Source organism: [Lactobacillus] rogosae (assembly GCA_900112995.1).
GTDB lineage: Bacteria > Bacillota > Clostridia > Lachnospirales > Lachnospiraceae > Lachnospira > Lachnospira rogosae.
The window spans coordinates 57411-76102 of sequence record FONU01000013.1; the positions used below are offsets into that span (position 1 = coordinate 57411).

General features: G+C 41.0%; 19 protein-coding genes, 2 pseudogenes and 1 riboswitch. Of the genes and pseudogenes, 16 read left to right on the forward strand and 5 right to left on the reverse strand.

All coding sequences use genetic code 11. From position 1 onward, the window contains the following. Window positions 1–25 precede the first annotated feature (25 nt). Window positions 26–436, forward strand: coding sequence for a hypothetical protein (locus BM157_RS06855; protein WP_287711283.1), 411 nt, complete (start codon window positions 26–28; stop codon window positions 434–436). Here BM157_RS06855 and BM157_RS12990 read toward each other — a convergent pair. Beyond that, window positions 381–893 carry a hypothetical protein gene (locus tag BM157_RS12990; RefSeq protein WP_270187184.1) on the reverse strand — a complete coding sequence of 171 codons (513 nt, stop codon included), beginning with the start codon at window positions 891–893 and terminating at the stop codon, window positions 381–383. The genes BM157_RS06855 and BM157_RS12990 overlap by 56 nt on opposite strands. 73 nt (window positions 894–966) lie before the next feature. Between BM157_RS12990 and BM157_RS06865 the strand changes: the two genes are divergently transcribed. The 8 genes and pseudogenes from BM157_RS06865 to BM157_RS13215 all read left to right on the forward strand — a co-directional run. Continuing rightward, entirely contained in the window at window positions 967–1365 is a 399-nt protein-coding gene (locus BM157_RS06865) for a plasmid mobilization protein (protein WP_015527902.1), read from the forward strand. Continuing rightward, complete coding sequence (locus BM157_RS06870) at window positions 1337–2959, forward strand: relaxase/mobilization nuclease domain-containing protein (protein WP_090140473.1); 1623 nt, start codon at window positions 1337–1339, stop codon at window positions 2957–2959. The genes BM157_RS06865 and BM157_RS06870 overlap by 29 nt, the downstream gene beginning before the upstream one ends. A 184-nt stretch (window positions 2960–3143) precedes the next feature. Beyond that, window positions 3144–3356 (forward strand): hypothetical protein, encoded by a 213-nt coding sequence (locus BM157_RS06880; protein WP_005927784.1) that lies wholly within the window; start codon window positions 3144–3146, stop codon window positions 3354–3356. Next, window positions 3346–4095 carry a phage replisome organizer N-terminal domain-containing protein gene (locus tag BM157_RS06885; protein ID WP_005921277.1) on the forward strand — a complete coding sequence of 250 codons (750 nt, stop codon included), beginning with the start codon at window positions 3346–3348 and terminating at the stop codon, window positions 4093–4095. Before BM157_RS06880 ends, BM157_RS06885 begins: the two co-directional genes overlap by 11 nt. Further along, a complete protein-coding gene (locus BM157_RS06890) occupies window positions 4092–4949 on the forward strand; it encodes an ATP-binding protein (RefSeq protein WP_055650756.1) in 858 nt (285 codons plus the stop codon). Before BM157_RS06885 ends, BM157_RS06890 begins: the two co-directional genes overlap by 4 nt. Further along, window positions 4946–5134, forward strand: coding sequence for a transposon-encoded TnpW family protein (locus BM157_RS06895; RefSeq protein ID WP_002569233.1), 189 nt, complete (start codon window positions 4946–4948; stop codon window positions 5132–5134). Before BM157_RS06890 ends, BM157_RS06895 begins: the two co-directional genes overlap by 4 nt. A gap of 111 nt (window positions 5135–5245) precedes the next feature. After that, window positions 5246–6856: a recombinase family protein gene (locus BM157_RS06900; protein WP_090140438.1), complete on the forward strand. Its 1611-nt coding sequence runs from the start codon at window positions 5246–5248 to the stop codon at window positions 6854–6856. Between the two features lie 21 nt (window positions 6857–6877). Next, window positions 6878–6949, forward strand: a pseudogene (locus tag BM157_RS13215) (Maff2 family mobile element protein); the annotation flags it as partial. Here BM157_RS13215 and BM157_RS12995 read toward each other — a convergent pair. Next, window positions 6941–7174, reverse strand: a complete 234-nt coding sequence (locus BM157_RS12995; protein WP_318255847.1) for a hypothetical protein — start codon at window positions 7172–7174, stop codon at window positions 6941–6943. The pseudogene BM157_RS13215 and the gene BM157_RS12995 overlap by 9 nt on opposite strands. A 154-nt stretch (window positions 7175–7328) precedes the next feature. Here BM157_RS12995 and BM157_RS06905 point away from each other — a divergent pair, with 154 nt between their 5' ends. Then, complete coding sequence (locus BM157_RS06905) at window positions 7329–7640, forward strand: hypothetical protein (RefSeq protein ID WP_090140439.1); 312 nt, start codon at window positions 7329–7331, stop codon at window positions 7638–7640. A 483-nt stretch (window positions 7641–8123) separates the two neighbouring features. Here the strand turns inward: BM157_RS06905 and BM157_RS13220 are convergent, their stop codons facing one another. Both BM157_RS13220 and BM157_RS06915 read right to left on the reverse strand, forming a co-directional pair. Next, window positions 8124–8234, reverse strand: a complete 111-nt coding sequence (locus BM157_RS13220) for a helix-turn-helix transcriptional regulator (protein WP_090140441.1) — start codon at window positions 8232–8234, stop codon at window positions 8124–8126. Window positions 8235–8509: 275 nt separating this feature from the next. After that, window positions 8510–9487 (reverse strand): AEC family transporter, encoded by a 978-nt coding sequence (locus tag BM157_RS06915; protein ID WP_318255848.1) that lies wholly within the window; start codon window positions 9485–9487, stop codon window positions 8510–8512. A gap of 275 nt (window positions 9488–9762) precedes the next feature. Here BM157_RS06915 and BM157_RS13225 point away from each other — a divergent pair, with 275 nt between their 5' ends. Then, window positions 9763–9927 (forward strand): DUF7724 family protein, encoded by a 165-nt coding sequence (locus BM157_RS13225; RefSeq protein ID WP_456361688.1) that lies wholly within the window; start codon window positions 9763–9765, stop codon window positions 9925–9927. A 105-nt stretch (window positions 9928–10032) separates the two neighbouring features. Here the strand turns inward: BM157_RS13225 and BM157_RS06920 are convergent, their stop codons facing one another. Then, entirely contained in the window at window positions 10033–10473 is a 441-nt protein-coding gene (locus BM157_RS06920; protein WP_055177205.1) for an Hsp20/alpha crystallin family protein, read from the reverse strand. A 628-nt stretch (window positions 10474–11101) separates the two neighbouring features. Between BM157_RS06920 and BM157_RS06925 the strand changes: the two genes are divergently transcribed. The 5 genes and pseudogenes from BM157_RS06925 to BM157_RS06945 all read left to right on the forward strand — a co-directional run bounded on the left by BM157_RS06925 (window position 11102) and on the right by BM157_RS06945 (window position 18590). Further along, window positions 11102–12364, forward strand: a complete 1263-nt coding sequence (locus BM157_RS06925; RefSeq protein WP_022503067.1) for an extracellular solute-binding protein — start codon at window positions 11102–11104, stop codon at window positions 12362–12364. A gap of 54 nt (window positions 12365–12418) precedes the next feature. Continuing rightward, complete coding sequence (locus BM157_RS06930) at window positions 12419–14152, forward strand: methyl-accepting chemotaxis protein (RefSeq protein WP_090140445.1); 1734 nt, start codon at window positions 12419–12421, stop codon at window positions 14150–14152. 228 nt (window positions 14153–14380) lie between these two features. Further along, a riboswitch (Fluoride riboswitch) is annotated at window positions 14381–14480 on the forward strand. A 155-nt stretch (window positions 14481–14635) separates the two neighbouring features. Next, a pseudogene (locus tag BM157_RS06935) lies at window positions 14636–14905 on the forward strand (cation:proton antiporter); the annotation flags it as partial. A 101-nt stretch (window positions 14906–15006) separates the two neighbouring features. Beyond that, a complete protein-coding gene (locus BM157_RS06940) occupies window positions 15007–16194 on the forward strand; it encodes an MFS transporter (RefSeq protein ID WP_090140447.1) in 1188 nt (395 codons plus the stop codon). A 119-nt stretch (window positions 16195–16313) separates the two neighbouring features. Further along, window positions 16314–18590 carry a GGDEF domain-containing protein gene (locus BM157_RS06945; RefSeq protein ID WP_055306830.1) on the forward strand — a complete coding sequence of 759 codons (2277 nt, stop codon included), beginning with the start codon at window positions 16314–16316 and terminating at the stop codon, window positions 18588–18590. Window positions 18591–18692 lie beyond the last annotated feature (102 nt).

Consider the following 18692-nt stretch of genomic DNA (forward strand, 5'->3'; position numbering starts at 1 on the left):
TTAAACTTCAATGAGGGTAGAGCAAATGGAACAGATTATCAATTATAGAGACATACCCACAGATAAAAGGATTGACATATTAAATGCTCTTGAGCGAATAGGTTTTTTTCCGGCATACGGCGGCGTGAGAACAATGCAGCAAATTATGGAAAAGTCAGTTCCAGGTTCAGGCCCACAATTCTATTTCGTTTTCCGTGAAAATGAGTTGATAGGGTACAATTTTCTCATTGGGGACACTAAGAAATATAAAGCGTTCCCATGGCTTGCTATTAGCAATATGGATGAGCAGAAGTTGACTGTTTGTGAAGAACTGATGAAAATACAAATTGCCTTTTTTGAAGAACTCGGAATGCAAAAGATAGCAGATCATTGCGTTAGGATTATGGAAGATTACAGAAAAGGAATTGGAAAGCAGAAAGAAAGCGATTGCAGATAAATTCCATTTGAAAAACGGCTGACAATTTAATACCGCCGCCCATCACAGCGGCAGATAAGCAGTAAATCTTGAAAAGGTTTACTGCTTTTTTTGCGCCCATTTTCAAAAATCTTTGGCAAACCACACCGCCGGATTGTTGTAGGGAGCAGACAGGGAAAACAAAAAAATTTCCGCTGCGTTTGCCAAAACGACCCCTTTTCACCGTTGTAGTGGTGAACAGCGGGCAGAACACGCCGCCGCAATCGCTATATTGGTGGAGCAAGCCAGTATATCCGCAAACCAGAGCCGCCGAGGAAAGCGGTAGTTTTTTAGAGCAAGATTCTACCGCAGTACCAAAATTCGCTTTTTGCTCATTTTGCCCCTGCGGGAATCTTGTTGGGGAGTGCCTTCCCCAAACCCTGCTTATGCGGCTTGCGCCGCTTAAAAATCCCTCAAAATATTTTTTCGGATTTTTCAAAAACAGTTCCGCTTCACACCCCGTTTTTCTCCTATTAGTGAGAGGACGCCACGCACAGAAAGGAGGTTTTACCATGCGAAAACGATACAACACGCCGCACCGCAGCCGGGTAGTCAAGACACGCATGACCGAGGAAGAATACGCCGAGTTTGCGGAAAGGCTTTCTGCCTGCAACATGAGCCAAGCCGAGTTTATCCGGCAAGCCATAACCGGGGCAGCCATACGCCCCACCATAACCGTTTCCCCCGTCAACGACGAGCTGCTTGCCGCCGTCGGGAAGCTAACCGCCGAATACGGCAGGATCGGCGGCAACTTAAACCAGATAGCCCGGACGCTGAACGAGTGGCACAGCCCCTACCCGCAGCTTGCCGGGGAGGTACGGGCGGCGGTTTCCGACCTTGCTGCCCTAAAGTTTGAAGTCTTGCAGAAAGTGGGTGACGCTGTTGGCAACATTCAAACATATCAGCTCTAAAAATGCTGACTATAGCGCAGCGGAAGCCTACCTCACATTTGAGCATGACGAGTTTACCATGAAGCCCACCCTTGATGAAAATGGGCGGCTGATACCGAGGGAGGATTACCGCATTTCTTCCCTCAACTGCGAGGGCGAGGATTTCGCTGTTGCCTGTATGCGGGCCAATCTCCGCTATGAGAAAAACCAAAAACGGGAAGATGTGAAAAGCCACCACTATATCATCAGCTTTGACCCACGGGACGGGACAGACAACGGCTTGACCGTAGACTGGGCGCAGGAGCTGGGCGAGCAGTTCTGCAAGGAGCATTTTCCCGGACACCAAGCCCTAATCTGCACCCACCCGGACGGGCATAACCACAGCGGCAATATCCATGTGCATATCGTCATCAACTCCCTGCGGATTTATGAAGTCCCGCTTCTGCCCTACATGGACAGACCAGCCGATACACGGGAGGGCTGCAAGCACCGCTGCACCAACGCCGCTATGGAATATTTCAAGAGTGAAGTCATGGAGATGTGCCACCGGGAGGGGCTTTACCAAATCGACCTCTTGAACGGCAGCAAGGAACGGATAACGGAACGGGAATACTGGGCGGCAAAGAAAGGGCAGCTTGCCCTTGATAAAGAGAACGCCGCCAGAGAAGCCGCCGGACAGCCGACCAAGCCCACCAAGTTTGAAACGGACAAGGCGAAGCTGCGCCGGACGATACGGCAGGCACTTTCCCAAGCTACCAGCTTTGACGAGTTTTCTTCCCTTTTGCTGCGGGAGGGTGTGACTGTCAAGGAGAGCCGGGGGCGGCTTTCCTACCTCACGCCGGACAGGACAAAGCCTATCACAGACCGGAAGCTGGGGGACGATTTTGACAAGGCTACTATCCTTGCCCTGCTTACACAGAACGCCCGCAGAGCCGCCGAACAGACCAAAGCCATACCCGAATACCCTGCCGCAGTTAAAAAGCCGTCACAAGGGGAAAAAACCACAAAAACCACCCCGGCAGACAACACCTTGCAGCGCATGGTTGACCGGGAAGCCAAGCGAGCCGAGGGCAAGGGCGTGGGCTATGACCGCTGGGCGGCAAAGTACAATCTAAAGCAAATGGCGGCTACCGTTACCGCCTATCAGCAGTACGGCTTTTCTTCCCCGGAGGAACTGGACGAAGCCTGTTCTGCCGCCTATACCGCCATGCGGGAAAGCCTTACAGAGCTGAAGCAGGTGGAAAAGACGCTGGACGGGAAAAAGGAGCTGCAACGGCAGGTGCTTGCCTATTCCAAGACCCGCCCTGTCCGGGACGGGCTGAAACAGCAGAAAAACGCCAAAGCAAAAGCAGCCTACCGACAGAAGCACGAAAGCGACTTTATCATAGCAGACGCAGCCGCCCGTTATTTTAGGGAGAACGGCATTTCCAAGCTGCCAAGCTATAAAGCCCTGCAAGCAGAGATTGAAACCCTTATCAAAGAGAAAAACAGCGGCTACAACGATTACCGGGCAAAACGGGAGGAATACCGCCGCTTACAGACTGTCAAGGGCAATATCGACCAGATTTTACGCCGGGAGCGCAAGCCTGTGAAAAGGCAGGAACAGGAGCGATAAAAACCACCCCAAAATGTACCCGAACCCATACAGAACAAGGGGGCTGCCCCGTACCCTATCCCCAATACCAAAGGATTTTTTAACGGGCTTACAGGGCAGAAAAACCCCGAAAATGATACCGAGATGATACAGAATTACCGCCGATACCGCCACACCAGCGGAAACGGCAGAAAGGAGCGCACCCATGCCAAGAATGAGCAAGAAACGGCGGCTGGAATGGTCTTTTTTCCTGCGGCAAGTGAAAGTCGGAAATACCACCTGCGACCGTATCACATACAACGACCTCTGCCGGGGCTGTACCCATAGCTGCAAGCAGAGCTTCCGGGCGGTTATCATACTCTGCCCCCGCTACTACTCCAAACGCCGGAAAAAGGAGGACAGGGACAATGGCAGATAACCGCAAGTATTACTACCTCAAGCTGAAAGAGAACTTTTTTGACAGCGACTCCATTGTGCTGCTGGAAGATATGAAAGACGGAATTTTATATTCCAATATCCTCTTGAAGCTGTACTTAAAATCGCTGAAAAACGGCGGGAAGTTGCAGCTTGACGAGCATATCCCCTACACAGCGCAGATGATAGCGACACTGACCCGCCACCAGATAGGGACGGTTGAGAGGGCTTTAGAGATTTTCCGGCAGTTGGGACTTGTGGAGCAGCTTGACAGCGGGGCTTTCTATATGACCGACATTGAGCTGATGATAGGACAGTCCTCTACCGAAGCCGAGCGAAAACGGGCTGCAAGGCTGGAAAACAAAGCACTTTTACCGCCCCGGACAAAAGGCGGACATTTGTCCGACATTCGTCCACCAGAGATAGAGATAGAGTTAGAGAAAGAGATAGAGATAGAAAAAGAGAGAGAGGGAGAAACGGGACACCCCACCCCTGCCGCTTATGGCAGATACAACAATGTGATACTGACCGATACAGAGCTTTCCGGGCTGAAAACAGAGCTGCCCGACAAGTGGGAGTATTATATTGACCGGCTTTCCTGCCATATCGCTTCCACCGGGAAGCAGTACCACAGCCATGCAGCCACCATTTACAAGTGGGCGCAGGAGGACGCTGCCAAAGGCAAGGCTGCCCCGAAACAGGGCATACCCGATTATTCATGCAAGGAGGGCGAGAGCTTATGAGAAACGGGATTGAAGCTATGATTACGGACATTACAGCCACTACCGCCGAAGCGGAGGACTACACAGGCGAGGACGGGCTTTTATACTGCGGCAAGTGCCATACGCCCAAAGAAGCCTATTTTTCAAAAGAAACCGCCCAATGGTTAGGGCATGACCGACACCCGTCAGAGTGCGACTGCCAGCGGGCAGCCCGTGAAAAACGGGAAGCCGCTGAAAGCCGACAGAAGCACCTTGAAACAGTGGAGGACTTGAAACGCCGGGGCTTTACCGACCCTGCTATGCGGAACTGGACATTTGAGCATGACAACGGCAGAAACCCGCAGACCGCAACCGCCCGTTTTTATGTGGAGAGCTGGGAAACCATGCAGGCTGAAAATATCGGCTACCTGTTCTGGGGCGGCGTGGGGACAGGAAAAAGCTACCTTGCCGCCTGTATCGCCAACGCCCTTATGGAAAAAGAGGTTGCCGTCTGCATGACAAACTTTGCAACAATACTCAATGACCTTGCCGCCAGCTTTGAGGGCAGGAATGAGTATATTTCCCGCCTTTGCAGCTACCCCCTGCTGATACTTGATGATTTCGGTATGGAGCGAGGGACAGAATACGGGCTGGAACAGGTTTACAGCGTGATTGACAGCCGTTACCGAAGCGGCAAGCCGCTGATCGCCACGACCAACCTCACGCTGGAGGAATTGCAGCACCCGCAGGACACGCCCCACGCCCGTATCTATGACAGGCTGACTTCCATGTGCGCCCCCGTCCGCTTCACGGGCAGCAACTTCCGAAAGGCAACCGCACAGGAAAAGCTGGAACGCTTAAAGCAACTGATGAAGCAGCGAAAGGAGAGCCTATGACAGAAACCAAACAGACAAGCACCACCAAAACAGACCGCCGCCCGGACTGTGTAACGGAAATCCGCATGGGCAACTCCGTCCTTACCGTTTCCGGCTTCTTCAAGCAGGGTGCAACCGACACCGCAGCCGACAAGATGATGAAAGTGCTGGAAGCGGAAGCTGCTACACAAAAAACGGCGATTTGACCGACCATAAAGAAGCAGATTTGACGCTTTTGCCGCTATACAGACAGCCGCCCCATGTGGTACAATCAAGGTACGGAATAGTGGGGCTGGCTGTCGGAAACGGAGGATTTTATGTTAAGACAGACCAACCAACAACCAATTACCGCCCTTTACCCAAGACTTTCCCATGAGGACGAGCTGCAAGGCGAGAGCAATTCCATTTCCAATCAGAAGCGTATCCTTGAAACCTATGCAAAGCAGAACGGCTTTTCCAATCTGCGCTGGTACACGGACGACGGTTATTCTGGTGCGAACTTTCAAAGACCCGGTTTTCAAGCCATGCTTGCGGACATTGAAGCCGGAAAAGTCGGGACAGTTATCGTAAAGGATATGTCGAGGTTAGGGCGAAACTACCTGCAAGTGGGAATGTACACGGAAATGATTTTCCCACAGAAAGGTGTCCGCTTCATCGCTATCAATGACGGAGTGGACAGCGCACAGGGCGACAATGATTTTGCCCCGCTGCGGAATATCTTTAACGAATGGCTGGTGAGAGATACGAGCAAGAAAATCAAAGCAGTGAAACGCTCAAAAGGCATGAGTGGCAAGCCTATCACAAGCAAGCCTGTGTATGGCTACCTCATGGACGAGGACGAAAATTTCATCATTGACGAGGAAGCTGCACCCGTAGTCAAGCAGATATACAATTTCTGCCTTGCCGGGAATGGTCCGACCAAGATAGCCCGTATGCTCTCAGAGCAGCAAATCCCCACGCCGGGAACGCTGGAATACCGCAGGACGGGCAGCACCCGCCGCTACCACCCCGGCTATGAGTGCAAGTGGGCGACCAATACCGTTGTGCATATCCTTGAAAACCGGGAATACACGGGCTGTCTGGTAAACTTCAAGACAGAAAAACTTTCTTACAAAGTCAAGCACAGTGTAGAAAATTCCCCGGAAAAGCAAGTGATTTTCGAGAACCACCACGAGCCTATCATAGACACGCAAACATGGGAACGGGTGCAGGAGCTTCGCAAGCAGCGCAAACGCCCCAACCGCTATGATGAAGTGGGCTTGTTCTCCGGCATACTGTTCTGTGCGGACTGCGGCAGCGTCATGTATCAGCAGCGATACCAGACAGACAAGCGCAAGCAGGACTGTTATATCTGCGGCAACTACAAGAAACGCACCCATGACTGTACGGCGCACTTTATCCGCACCGACCTCTTGACCGCTGGTGTACTCTCCAATCTGCGGAAAGTGACAAGCTATGCGGCAAAGCATGAAGCCCGGTTTATGAAGCTCTTGATTGAGCAGAACGAGGACGGGGGCAAGCGCAGGAACGCCGCCAAGAAAAAGGAACTGGAAGCCGCCGAGAAACGCATAGCCGAGTTATCCGCTATCTTCAAGCGGCTGTATGAGGACAGCGTGACCGGGCGCATATCAGACGAGCGTTTCACAGAGCTGTCGGCAGACTATGAAGCAGAGCAACGGGAACTGAAAGAAAGAGCCGCCGCTATCCAAGCGGAGCTTTCCAAAGCACAGGAAGCCACCGTGAACGCAGAAAAGTTTATGAATGTTGTCCGGCGGCATACCAGCTTTGAAGAACTTACCCCTACTCTGCTGCGGGAGTTTGTAGAGAAAATTGTTGTGCATGAGTGCAGCTATGACGAGAACAAGACCCGCAGACAGGACATTGAGATTTATTATTCTTTTGTTGGCAAGGTGGACTTGCCCGAATAACCGCCCGACCTATCCGACACAATGCGCAAGTGCCGGATAGGAACGGCAAAATTTTTTACACTTCTATTGCTTCTTTATCACACATCAATAAAAGGTCTGGTGATGTAATCCAAGAGGCATTGTTCCAACATATCCTCTGAGAATATCCCACTCTCCATCAGTTGAGTATACATGATGACTGCCAGATATCTGAAAACCAATCTCATAATGTTTTATACATGCACTCATTGATGGCATATGAAAATTAATATCTTTTCCGTTATAAACGATACTTCTGTTTATTTCAAAATTATTACCATCTTTTATAGGTCTTGGCATGCATTTTACTTCCTTCTAATGATATTAAATATAAAAATAGCATAATATCTTAAATCCTATTTGTAAAGTGATATTTTTTATAAAGAAAGCGACAAATTAATAATGTATAATACATATGTAACTAAGCAGTTGTTTTTTTGCGGAGGGATTAGTAATGAATGATGAGAGAATGCCAATTAACATTTATAAACTTGATGCTGGTTATAATGATAAGGGAATGAATAGTAATGAACTTATTAAAGATTATAAACGGAATATACATAAATGGTATTTTATAGCTGCTGCCGACATTGTGTTTGCCTTGATTATAGCATTTGTTAATTTTAAAGTTCCTGACACGGTAATGATGAGCCTGATTATTTATATTGTAGTATTGGCACTGCTTATAGTAAGTATTGTCAGGATTCATGGATATCGTTTACAGTGTAGAAATATAAAGGGAGATTTAACAGATGAAAAAATATAAGCTGAGCACGAGGATAAGTGCTTATATAGCTGTGATTTTATCGCTGGCTATGAGTGGCCATCTGATGAAGAGGCAAAGTTTAAATGGATATCATCTGAGCTTCTAAGCCTTAATAAGGAAGGGGCAAAAGTGCGGGTCAAAGCTCAAATTGATTTTATAAAATATCATTATGAAACAGAATGTACAGTCAGGTGGAATGAAAACCTATCAGAGACTAAAATTAAAAATGCTAGTATTACGGCGGTGTAAGCATTTGTTGCGGATGGTTGATATATTAGAGTTAATATGATACTTGCGGATTTAGAAGTCGACACATTTAATAACATTGGCATTGAGATGGAATAATATTCTTTCTTCAATAAAGTAATGAGCAGTTCTGGAAATCTGTGGGTAGTGCTACGCATACAACAGATATGTAACACTACCAGATATAAATCCCCTATTTATGGGCTTTTTAGGATATCAAAACGATAATTCTAGTTCTCAAAGAGATAATTCCCCTGTATTCTGCTTGAACAATCTTGAAAAGTGAGACTGGGAAAAGCCAAATTTTTTACAGATAATATCTGCATTAATATCATCCTGATAATCCACAAGAAACTATTAGAGCATGTATTTATAAGAAAATAGGTGTTAAATCTGAGAGAGTGGAAAAGGGTGTATATCCAAGTTTAAAACAGGTTAAGTCAAAGTCTGATACTGCAAGGAGACAGTCAAGAGCAAGTGCTGCATACATAAGTATTTGCCAAAATCATTATTCCAGTAAGTAGTTCTAAGACTTCATAAAAAGACTTCACAGACATACCTTATAGACAGGCTTTACAGACGTGCTTCATAGATAGACTTTACAGACAGGCTTCATAATTCACTTACAGACCAAACAGCTTTATCGCAAATATTGACAACAAAGGTATTGTAATGAGTGACAATATAGTTGTAAGCACGAATATTTCTGTCGCGTAAAGTGAATCCTTGTTATATCTTTCTGCAAACATAATAGCAGATGCTCCGGCAGGGCAGGCCATTCCTATGAATACGGTAAACGGTACATTAAAATCAAAGCTCTGGAAGTTGAAAATATAAAGAATAATCATACCGATTACAGGAAATATGATGAGCTTAAGAGCACAAAGATAGTACATACGCAGGCTCTTGAGGCTGCTTACAATATTGCTCTGTGCAAGATTAGAACCAGCTATAAGCATAGCAAGTGGCGTATTCATATTGGCTATGTATTGAATAGGATTATCTATAACAGCAGGTATTTTTATGCCGGTAACGAAGCATATAACACCAGCGAATATGGCTATAATGGTTGGTGTGCAAAGATTCCTGCATATAGTTTTTAAGTCACCTGCTCCACCCATGACTATAACGCCGTGTGTCCATAATAACAGATTGAATACAGTAAGGTAAGCTGTCATATAGAAAACCCCTTCCTGGCCAATGACGCCATTGATAAGAGGTAGTCCTATAAAACCACTATTTGAATATATAAGGGCAATTTTCTCAACTGGAATTCTGTTTTTTTGCAGGTTATAATCAGAACTTATACTTATACCGTTTTTGCTATATTCAGTATTTCTGATTAGTATATTTGTTAATATTATAATAACTGTAAATGTTGTTAAAGCTGCAATGAGTGTAAGACCAAGCCCCCACATAAGATGTCCATCAAAGTCCATCTGGTAAGATTGGAATATCATAAGAGGTGAAACCAGCATAAGAAGAATGTTTGACAGCCTTGGAACAGTCTTATAATCAATCAGACCAGTTTTATATAGAACTATTCCGCAAAGCATTATAAAAACCATTTCAATTATTTTTTCAGCAACAACAATAGCCATACTGCCCTCCATTTTCACAATACTGATTCTGCTAAAATTAAATATAATAGTGCGTAGCACGGAACAATCCGTAGGCGTTAAAGCCGTGGATTTTTGACACCGGCATCATTAAATCTAATGATACAATATAAATGATGAGAGTGTCAAAAGTAAATTTTGCTACTCGCTGATGTAACCGGATTGCTTCATTGCTATGCAATTCCCGCAATCCTCGAACATCTCAAACTCCTATAAAATAGCGTGTTCACACCATTATATTCCGTTTTAGGTGTTCTGTGTGTACAATTTTTGAATTTAATAATCAAAGAGTTCGTTTTATCATTTCTGATAAATTGGAGAGATATACGAAAGTAGTTGAGTGGGATAATGGATATCTTGTTATGGCAAAATATAAAAAATGCCAGTCTCTAAGTTCAACCTTAGTTACTGGCATTTCTTAATTATTCAATTACAACTCATATCTTGGCTAAGGACTACATTAGCAACAGCAGTCACAGATGCTAAGTGCACTATCAATTAGTCCAATTCACACATTTCTGTACGGATTATCCCTCAATAGCAATCCTCTTAGCACTTTCAATTTCCTCAGCAGCTTTCTTTGGTACAGAAAGTCTTAAAATACCACTTTCATATTTAGCCTTTATATCGTCCTGAGTAATTGCATTACCAACGTAGAAGCTTCTGCTCATAGAGCCGGCATAACGTTCCTTTCTGATATACTTGCCTTCCTTGTCCTGTTCGTCCTTATCAAGACCCTTAGCGGCACTGATTGAAAGGTAACCATTATCAAGCTGTATATTGATTTCGTCTTTCTTAAAGCCAGGTAAATCAATATCAACTTCATAGCCGGAATCAGTTTCTCTGACATCAGTCTTCATTTCGTGGCTGGCGTGTTTACCATATAAAGCTTTTTCAACTTCAGGAAATCCGAAGTTCATCCAATCATCATTAAATAAATTCTCTCCAAAAATACTAGGCATTAACATAAGTCATCGCTCCTTTTTTAATAAACTATTTGTTCGGCTGAACCTTTCGTTCATTCAGATTGGATATATAAATAACCAATCCCCAGGATTACATATTCATCTGAACTATTACCTTGTTTCTTTGGAACATCTGGAATGGCGTTATCTTAATTACTATTTCTTAACTCCCTTTCCTTTGTTCTGGCTATGTTATACACCTGATTATTAGCACTGTCAAGTGGTGAGTGCTAATAATTTATAAATAGTTTATAATTATTCTAATTTATTCCTCTTCGACCTGAGTTTAATGTGTTTTGTATACACACCCTTGACAACAACAGACAATAAATATAATAAACGCTAAGGAAGTTTATTATAAAAAATCATTATCTCAATTCTTACTATTTTCAGAAGTGTTGAAAAGACTGTACAGGATAAGCCGGTCAGCAGGTAAATTGATTGACAAATACTGTTATAAATACTAAAACATATATAATATATTAGTACGTTAATTAATTTCTATTATGATTTGTCAAATTCGTGTGAAGTAATCTAAAGGAAATTGGATTGTGATTTCGATTTTACATTTATTATTAGATTCTAATCGGTATATTAAGAACGTAAATTTATACAAAAGGGGTATATTAATATGAACAAAAGAATAACAAGGAAATTGTGCATTGTTGGCTTGATATCTTCTATTGTCTTATCTGGATGTGGTAATGCAGGTATAACAGGTGGCAACAGAGAGGAGTTATCAGGTGGTACAGATAAAGTTGTCTCTTTAAAGGTGTGGACAGAAAAGGATGGTCTGGATGTCATGAACAAAATGCTAGACAGCTTTAAGGAACAATATAAAGATGAAGCAGAGTTTGATATAACGGTTGAAATCCAGGCAGATTCACAGGTTCGTGATGTTATGCTTACAGATGTACACAATGGTGCAGATGTGTTTTCATTTCCAGATGATCAGATTATATCATTAACGGCTGGCGGAGTTCTGACAGAGGTACCCAATGCAGATGAAATAGCAGCAGCTAATGTAAAGGAGTCAGTCGAAGCAGCGACTCTGAATGATACATTATACGGCTATCCTATGACAGCAGATAATGGATATTTTATGTATTATAATAAAGAATATTTTTCAGAAGACGATGTTAAGTCATTAGATAAAATGTTGTCAATTGCAGCAGCTAACAATAAAAAAGTTGCTATGGAGTTTGATTCAGGATGGTATCTTTATACATTTTTCGGAAATACAGGACTTAGTCTTTCTATTAAACCAGATGGTATAACTAATGAATGTAACTGGAATTCGCAGACAGGTGATATAACTGGAGCAGCTATAAAACAGGCTCTCAATAGTATAGCAGCTAATCCAGGGTTTGTAAGTATGCCTAACGGAGATATAGCTGAACACATTAAAAGTGGTGATGTTATAGCAGGAATAAGTGGTGTATGGGATGTTATGAATGTAAAGGAAGCCTGGGGAGAGAATTATGGTGCCTGTAAGCTGCCAACATATACAGTTGCGGGAAAGGAAGTTCAGATGTCTTCATTTACAGGCTATAAGATGATGGGAGTGAATTCTTATTCAAAGAATAAAGAATGGGCATGCAGGCTTGCTGACTGGCTGACTAATCAGCAGAATCAGGAACTTAGGTTTAAAGAGAAAAATCAGGGACCATCTAACAGTAAGGCAGCAGAATCAGAAGAAATCAAAAAAGTGGCTGCAATACAGGCAATCATTGCACAGTCCCAGTATGGAACATTGCAAAGAGTAGGAAACAGCTACTGGGATGCCTGTAAGAAGTTTGCTAATACCGTACTTAGTGGTAATAACGGTGGTTTATCAGATCAGGAAGTTATGGATACATTAGTTAATGAAATTACAGCTTCTGCTGTTAAGTAGCAGTAAGATGATCAAAGTTGATTTACTGTATGTGAAAAAGATTGGAGAACAAGCATGAATAATAAAAAAAGGACGAGCCTGAAGACACTGATATTATTGCCGGTATTTATACTAGGTGCTTTAACAATAATATGTAATGTTATGGCTATAAACAATATAAGAACTGTTAACTCTAATGCCGCTGATATAACAGATAATTGTATGATGAGTGTTTCAGATCTTGGTGAAATAAAGAATGATATACAGGTTATTCATACACTTGGATTATCACATATTATTGCAACAGATCTTAATACTATGATATCAGTGGTAGGTGAGATTAATGATAATCAGGAAGAATTAGAGAAAAAGCTGGACGAATATAAGAAATATGTCCAGAATGATGATATGGATACATATAATTCATTAGTAAGTAATTATAATACTATGAAATATGAACTTGGAAACATTATGGCATACAGTGCTTTAGGCAAGAATGAGGAAGCATATGCTATTGCTAACGGAGTCGTAAGTGATAGCAGCACAGCAATCCAGAAGGATATTGAGGTGCTAAGCACACATGCCAATGATACAGCTTCTGAGGCAAGGGAAAGGCTTGCAAGTGTGTATATAAGCTCACTTGTCAGTAATGGTATAGTTATTATTATAAGCGTTATATTAATTATTGTAGCAATATACTGTGTTATGAAGTATGTTATCAAACCAATTATTGCAACCAATAAAGATATCAGGGATATTATTGATGGAATCGATAATGGAGAAGGAGATCTGACAAAGCGCGTAAGAGTCATATCTAATGACGAGATAGCAGACCTTGGTAACGGTATCAATCTTTTTATGGATAAGCTGCAGGAAATACTAAAGCTGATTATAGAGAATACTAACTATATGGAAAATGTTGTTGCTGAGGTTGATGGCAGTGTTGTCAAATCCAATGACAGTGCTTCTGATTTATCTGCTATGACAGAGGAATTATCTGCAACTATGCAGGATGTAGGGCTTTCTGTTAATACTATTAATGATAATGCTGATAATATACTAAAAGATGTCGAGATTATAGCGACAAAGTCAGATGATATTAATCAGTTCTCAAAGGAAATGAAGGCAAATGCAGAAAAAATAGAGAGTGATGCAAGATATAATATGGTTCAGACAGGTGAAAAGGTTGGGAATATATTAGATGTTCTTAATAAGGCAATAGAAGATAGTAAGAGCGTTGACCAGGTAAATAACCTTACGAATGATATTCTTAATATATCAAGCCAGACGAATCTGTTAGCACTCAATGCTTCAATAGAAGCTGCCAGAGCAGGTGAAGCGGGTAAGGGCTTTGCAGTAGTGGCAGATGAGATTCGTCAGTTAGCAGATTCAAGCCGTGAAACTGCCAACAAGATACAAAGTATTAACTCGGTTGTTGTTGCTGCTGTTAATAATCTATCGGATAATGCTAATAATCTGGTTTCGTATCTTCAGCAGACTATTCTTCCTGAATTTCAGACATTTGTTGATGGCGGCGTGAAATATAAAGAAAATGCTTCATATATAGAGAATGCAATGGATGAATTCGTTGAGAAAACAGATGTCCTGAAGAAAAATATGGATGAAATAGCTCATTCCATCAATACGATAACAACAGTAGTTGATGATGGTGCTGCTGGAGTTAATAATGCGGCTATAAGCACACAGGATCTTGTTGAGGATATAGTCAATATCAGCAATAAAATGATAGAAAACAAGGGTATTGCCCAGAATCTTAAGAATAGTACTAACATATTTGCAAAGTTCTGATTTTGAATATTGGGGAGAATTGTGGGAGTGCGTAGCACGGAACAATTCGTAGGTATCAAAGTCGTGGGCTTTTGCCCCCGACATCATCATATAATAAATATTTACAATTTTCATCTGCCAGTTTTAAAAAATGGGCAGACTATAGAATAAATTTACCTTTCAAAGCCTATATATTACTACGAATATTGACAGTATTCCAACAATATTGTATACTTAACAAGTTGATGAAATATTACTGGGAATGAGGTTCTCCCAGGAACGAGATAGCAATAGCTAAATCTTTCGTTCATAACTGCTTGATTATAAAGCTGATGACTTCTGCAAAGTGCAGGAGCTATCAGCTCTTTTTGCGCTAATATTTATTTAGAAAAGAGGATTGTTATGTTAAAAAGTATAGCGCTGATAATGTTAATTGGAATGTCTGCAGGCTGGGTATGCCGCAAGGTAAAACTGCCGGGACTGCTTGGAATGTTATTTACAGGTATTATATTAGGAGCGTTAATTTTCAGAATGGCAGGAGTCGCTTTGTGTATGGCAGGAACTAAGCTGAAGCTGAAAGAAAGGGTATTCTGTATGCTTGCATACACACCTAAGGCAACCGTTCAGGCGGCGATAGGCGGAGTTCCATTGTCAATGGGACTTGCGTGTGGCAATACAGTACTTATAGTAGCAGTATTAGCAATAATAATAACAGCACCGCTTGGGGCATTTGCCATTGATATGACCTATAGAAAGCTGCTTAAGAAAAGCTAGGGAGAATTAAGATAAATTAGATAGTCTATTAGAAATAGGGAAGACTCATAGCAGCTAATAGTGGTTAAAAGAAGTTTAATACAAAATAGAATGGAGAAAATATGGATACTAAAGCAAAATCACAATTCAGATTATTATTTCCGTGCTACTTCTCATTTTTTGTAAATGGGGCAATGGTATTATTAGTTGGAGCAATACTTCCATATATTATAGAAGAAGCAGGAATTAATTACAGCGTAGCAGGAGGTTTTTTATCGGCATTTGCAATAGGCAATCTTCTTGCGAGCTTTGTCAATCCGCCGATGGCTTCACGGATAGGAAGAAAAGCAACAATTGTTGTATTTTCAGCATTTATACCAGTAATGCTGCTTGTTATAACATTTCTTCCACCAGTGCCGGTTATATATGCAGCATTTATACTTATTGGAATAGGCAGAGGCTCAGTAAGCATAATCAATAATGCAGTTGTTAATGATAATTCTAACGGCAGACCAGCCGCACTTAACCTTTTACATATGACATTTGCGGCAGGTGCATTTATTGCACCATTTATTACATCGCTTTACACGAGTTTTGGTCTGGGCTGGAGAGCAGCTGCATATACAATAATTATAGGCTCAACATTATCAGTTATATTATATGTGTGGATGAGAATAGACTATAACTGGCCGCTGGAGTCTAAGAAGGCTAAGGAAAATGCTTCTGACAGCAATGCAAAGCCATTTTATAAAAATAGCATTTTTTATATAATGGGCTTTTTATTATTCTTATATCTTGGACTTGAGAACTGCGTAAATGGATGGTTTGTAACATATTTTAAGAGTATGGATATAATGAGCAGTACATATGCAACTAACCTTGTATCGGTTACCTGGATAATGGTTATGCTTGGAAGACTTCTCACAGCTAAGATATCATCAAAGGTTGATAAGAATAAGCTTATATCTGGATACTGCGTTGCTACAACAGTATTCTTTATATTACTTACAGCAACCCATAATCTTGCAGTTATTACTGTAGCTATTGCAGGACTTGGCTTCTTCTTTGCGGGAATATATCCAACAACAGTATCAAGTGTTGGCAATATAATTAAAGGTTCAACAACAGGAATGTCATTATTCCTGGCTATTGCTGCGTTAGGCGGAATTGTTACACCACAGATAGTAGGTTTCCTTGCTGACAGAATAGGAATGACAGCGGCAATACTTGTATTAGCGTTCAACGCTGCAGGTATGCTTATAATGTCAGGAACTAATGTGTTGATGAGAAGAAAAGAAACACATATATAAATGACTATATGAAATATAATTTTATGTGATTTTATATTTACAAATTAAAGCATATAAATGTATAATAATGGTAGTGAAGAGGTATATTTATACTGACGGTGAGGAAGTGCAGATTACAGATGAGAATAATGTATGGATTGTTAATTGCTATTGAGATTATTCTTATGGGAATATGTTCATATAAAGCAATGAATAAGAAAGGCAGACTGGCAAAGATAGTATTTATATATGAAGCTGTTGCAGCATTTTGTGGCATAGTATTTCTTGTGTATATATATGTTCCAGGAATAACTATCACAACGCTTTGCAAGAGCCTTACATTGATATGCTTTGACTGGATTCTTATTCTTCTAATGTACTACACGCAATATTATACAGGATTGTTTCATGGAGTTAAGATTATTAAAGAGGCAATGATTGCCTTTTCAGCAATAGACAGCGTTATGCTTATTGCCAATGTATGGAATCATCAGATATTTACTATAACAGAGATTAATGATTATGAGATTGTAACAGAATTTGTGAAGACCAATTTCTTTTATAAGGCACATTTTATATATAATTATCTTGTTATCTTATTATTGCTTTTATCCTTTATGTTTATGATAGCGAACTCGTCTAAGTTCTACAGTTTCAGATACGAGATAATATTTATAGCACTTCTGATTGGATTTATTCTTGACATTGTGACAATAAGGTCACAGTCAATATATGATGTGTCTATGCCGGCATACGGAATTATGTGTATGCTTATATACTATTTCACGTTAAGATATATACCTAATGAGCTTATAGAGAATACGCTGTCCCTTATTATTAAAGATATGAATAGTGGAATTGTGTGCTTTGATAACAGGGGAAGATGTATATACTGTAATGACATATTAAAGAATATTTATAATATTGGAACAGAATATATTGATGTTGAGAGAAAATATTCAGAATGGCTTAATGAGCGTGGAAGTGACAGAAAAGATACGATGAAGACTGAAACAACAGTATCTTTTCACGATATTAAGAAATATTATGAGGTTGTATATAAGAGAATATTTGATGATAAGAATAATTTTGTATGCGATTATTTTATATTTAATGATAAGACAGAAGACATACAGTCACTTGAGAAAGAAAAGTATAAAGCAACCCACGACAGGCTTACGGGACTTTATAACAAGGATCAGTTCTATGTAGAAACATACAAGATCCTTCATAGAAATGCAGATGTGCCATATTGTATGTTATGCAGTAATATAAGGGACTTTAAGTTCGTTAATGAATTATTTGGAATAGAAAAAGGTAACGAAGTTCTTGTAAAGCAGGCAGAGATAATGAAAGAATATGCCAGTGATGATATCATAGCAGCAAGAATTAACAGTGACCGTTTTGCTATGCTTATTCCTAAGAAGAGTTTCAGTGTAGATATGATATTATCCATAATTCACAGAATGCAGGATTATTTTAAAGATAGTTCATTCCATCTGCACATTTTTACAGGTGTGTATGATATAAATGATTTGGAAGAGCCTGTAAGTATTATGTGTGATAAGGCTAATCTTGCAAGTGAAACTATTAAGAATGAATATAAGAGCAATATAGCTTATTATACAGAAAGACTTTTTGAAAGCTCTATTGAAGAAAGAAGAATTATAGGAGAATTCGAGAGGGCAATAAGTAATAATGAGTTTGAAATGTACTTACAGCCACAGGTAGACTCTAGCGGTAATTTATACGGAGCAGAAGCACTTGTGCGTTGGCAGCACCCTGAAAGAGGACTGTTATCTCCGGCAATATTTATTGATGTTCTTGAAAAGACAGGCTTTATATATAAGCTTGACAGATATATGTGGGATAAAGCAGCTAAGAAGCTTGGAGAATGGAAGAAAGAGGGAAAAGACCAGTATCACATATCGGTTAATATATCGACTAAGGATTTCTATCTTGTGGATGTATACGAAACATTTGTCGGGCTTGTTGATAAATATGACATTGACCCTGTTAATCTTAATATAGAGATTACAGAAACAACATTAATGTCCGATTTTGACAAGAATATGGGTATAATCAGGCTTTTGCAGAACTACGGATTTAATATAGAGATTGATGATTTTGGAAGTGGATACTCATCACTTAATATGTTAAAGGACATAAGTGCAGATGTATTAAAGATTGATATGGGCTTCTTAAGAGCCTCAGAAAATGAGGCGAAAGGGCTTGATATTCTTGAAAGTATAATAACACTTGCTGGAAAGCTTGGAATGAAAGTTATAACAGAAGGTGTTGAAACAAAAAAACAGCTCTATATGTTAGTAGAGATGGGGTGTGATATGTATCAGGGATATTATTTCTCTAAACCAATACCGGTTGATGAGTTTGAGAAGAAGTATAACATTAAGTAATAAGTAAATTGTATTCTGGGCTGCTGCATTTTGTGGCAGCCTAATATAATGATAGGCGTAAGTGTCACGGCGCACTTGATACAAGCGTTATATAAGCCAAAA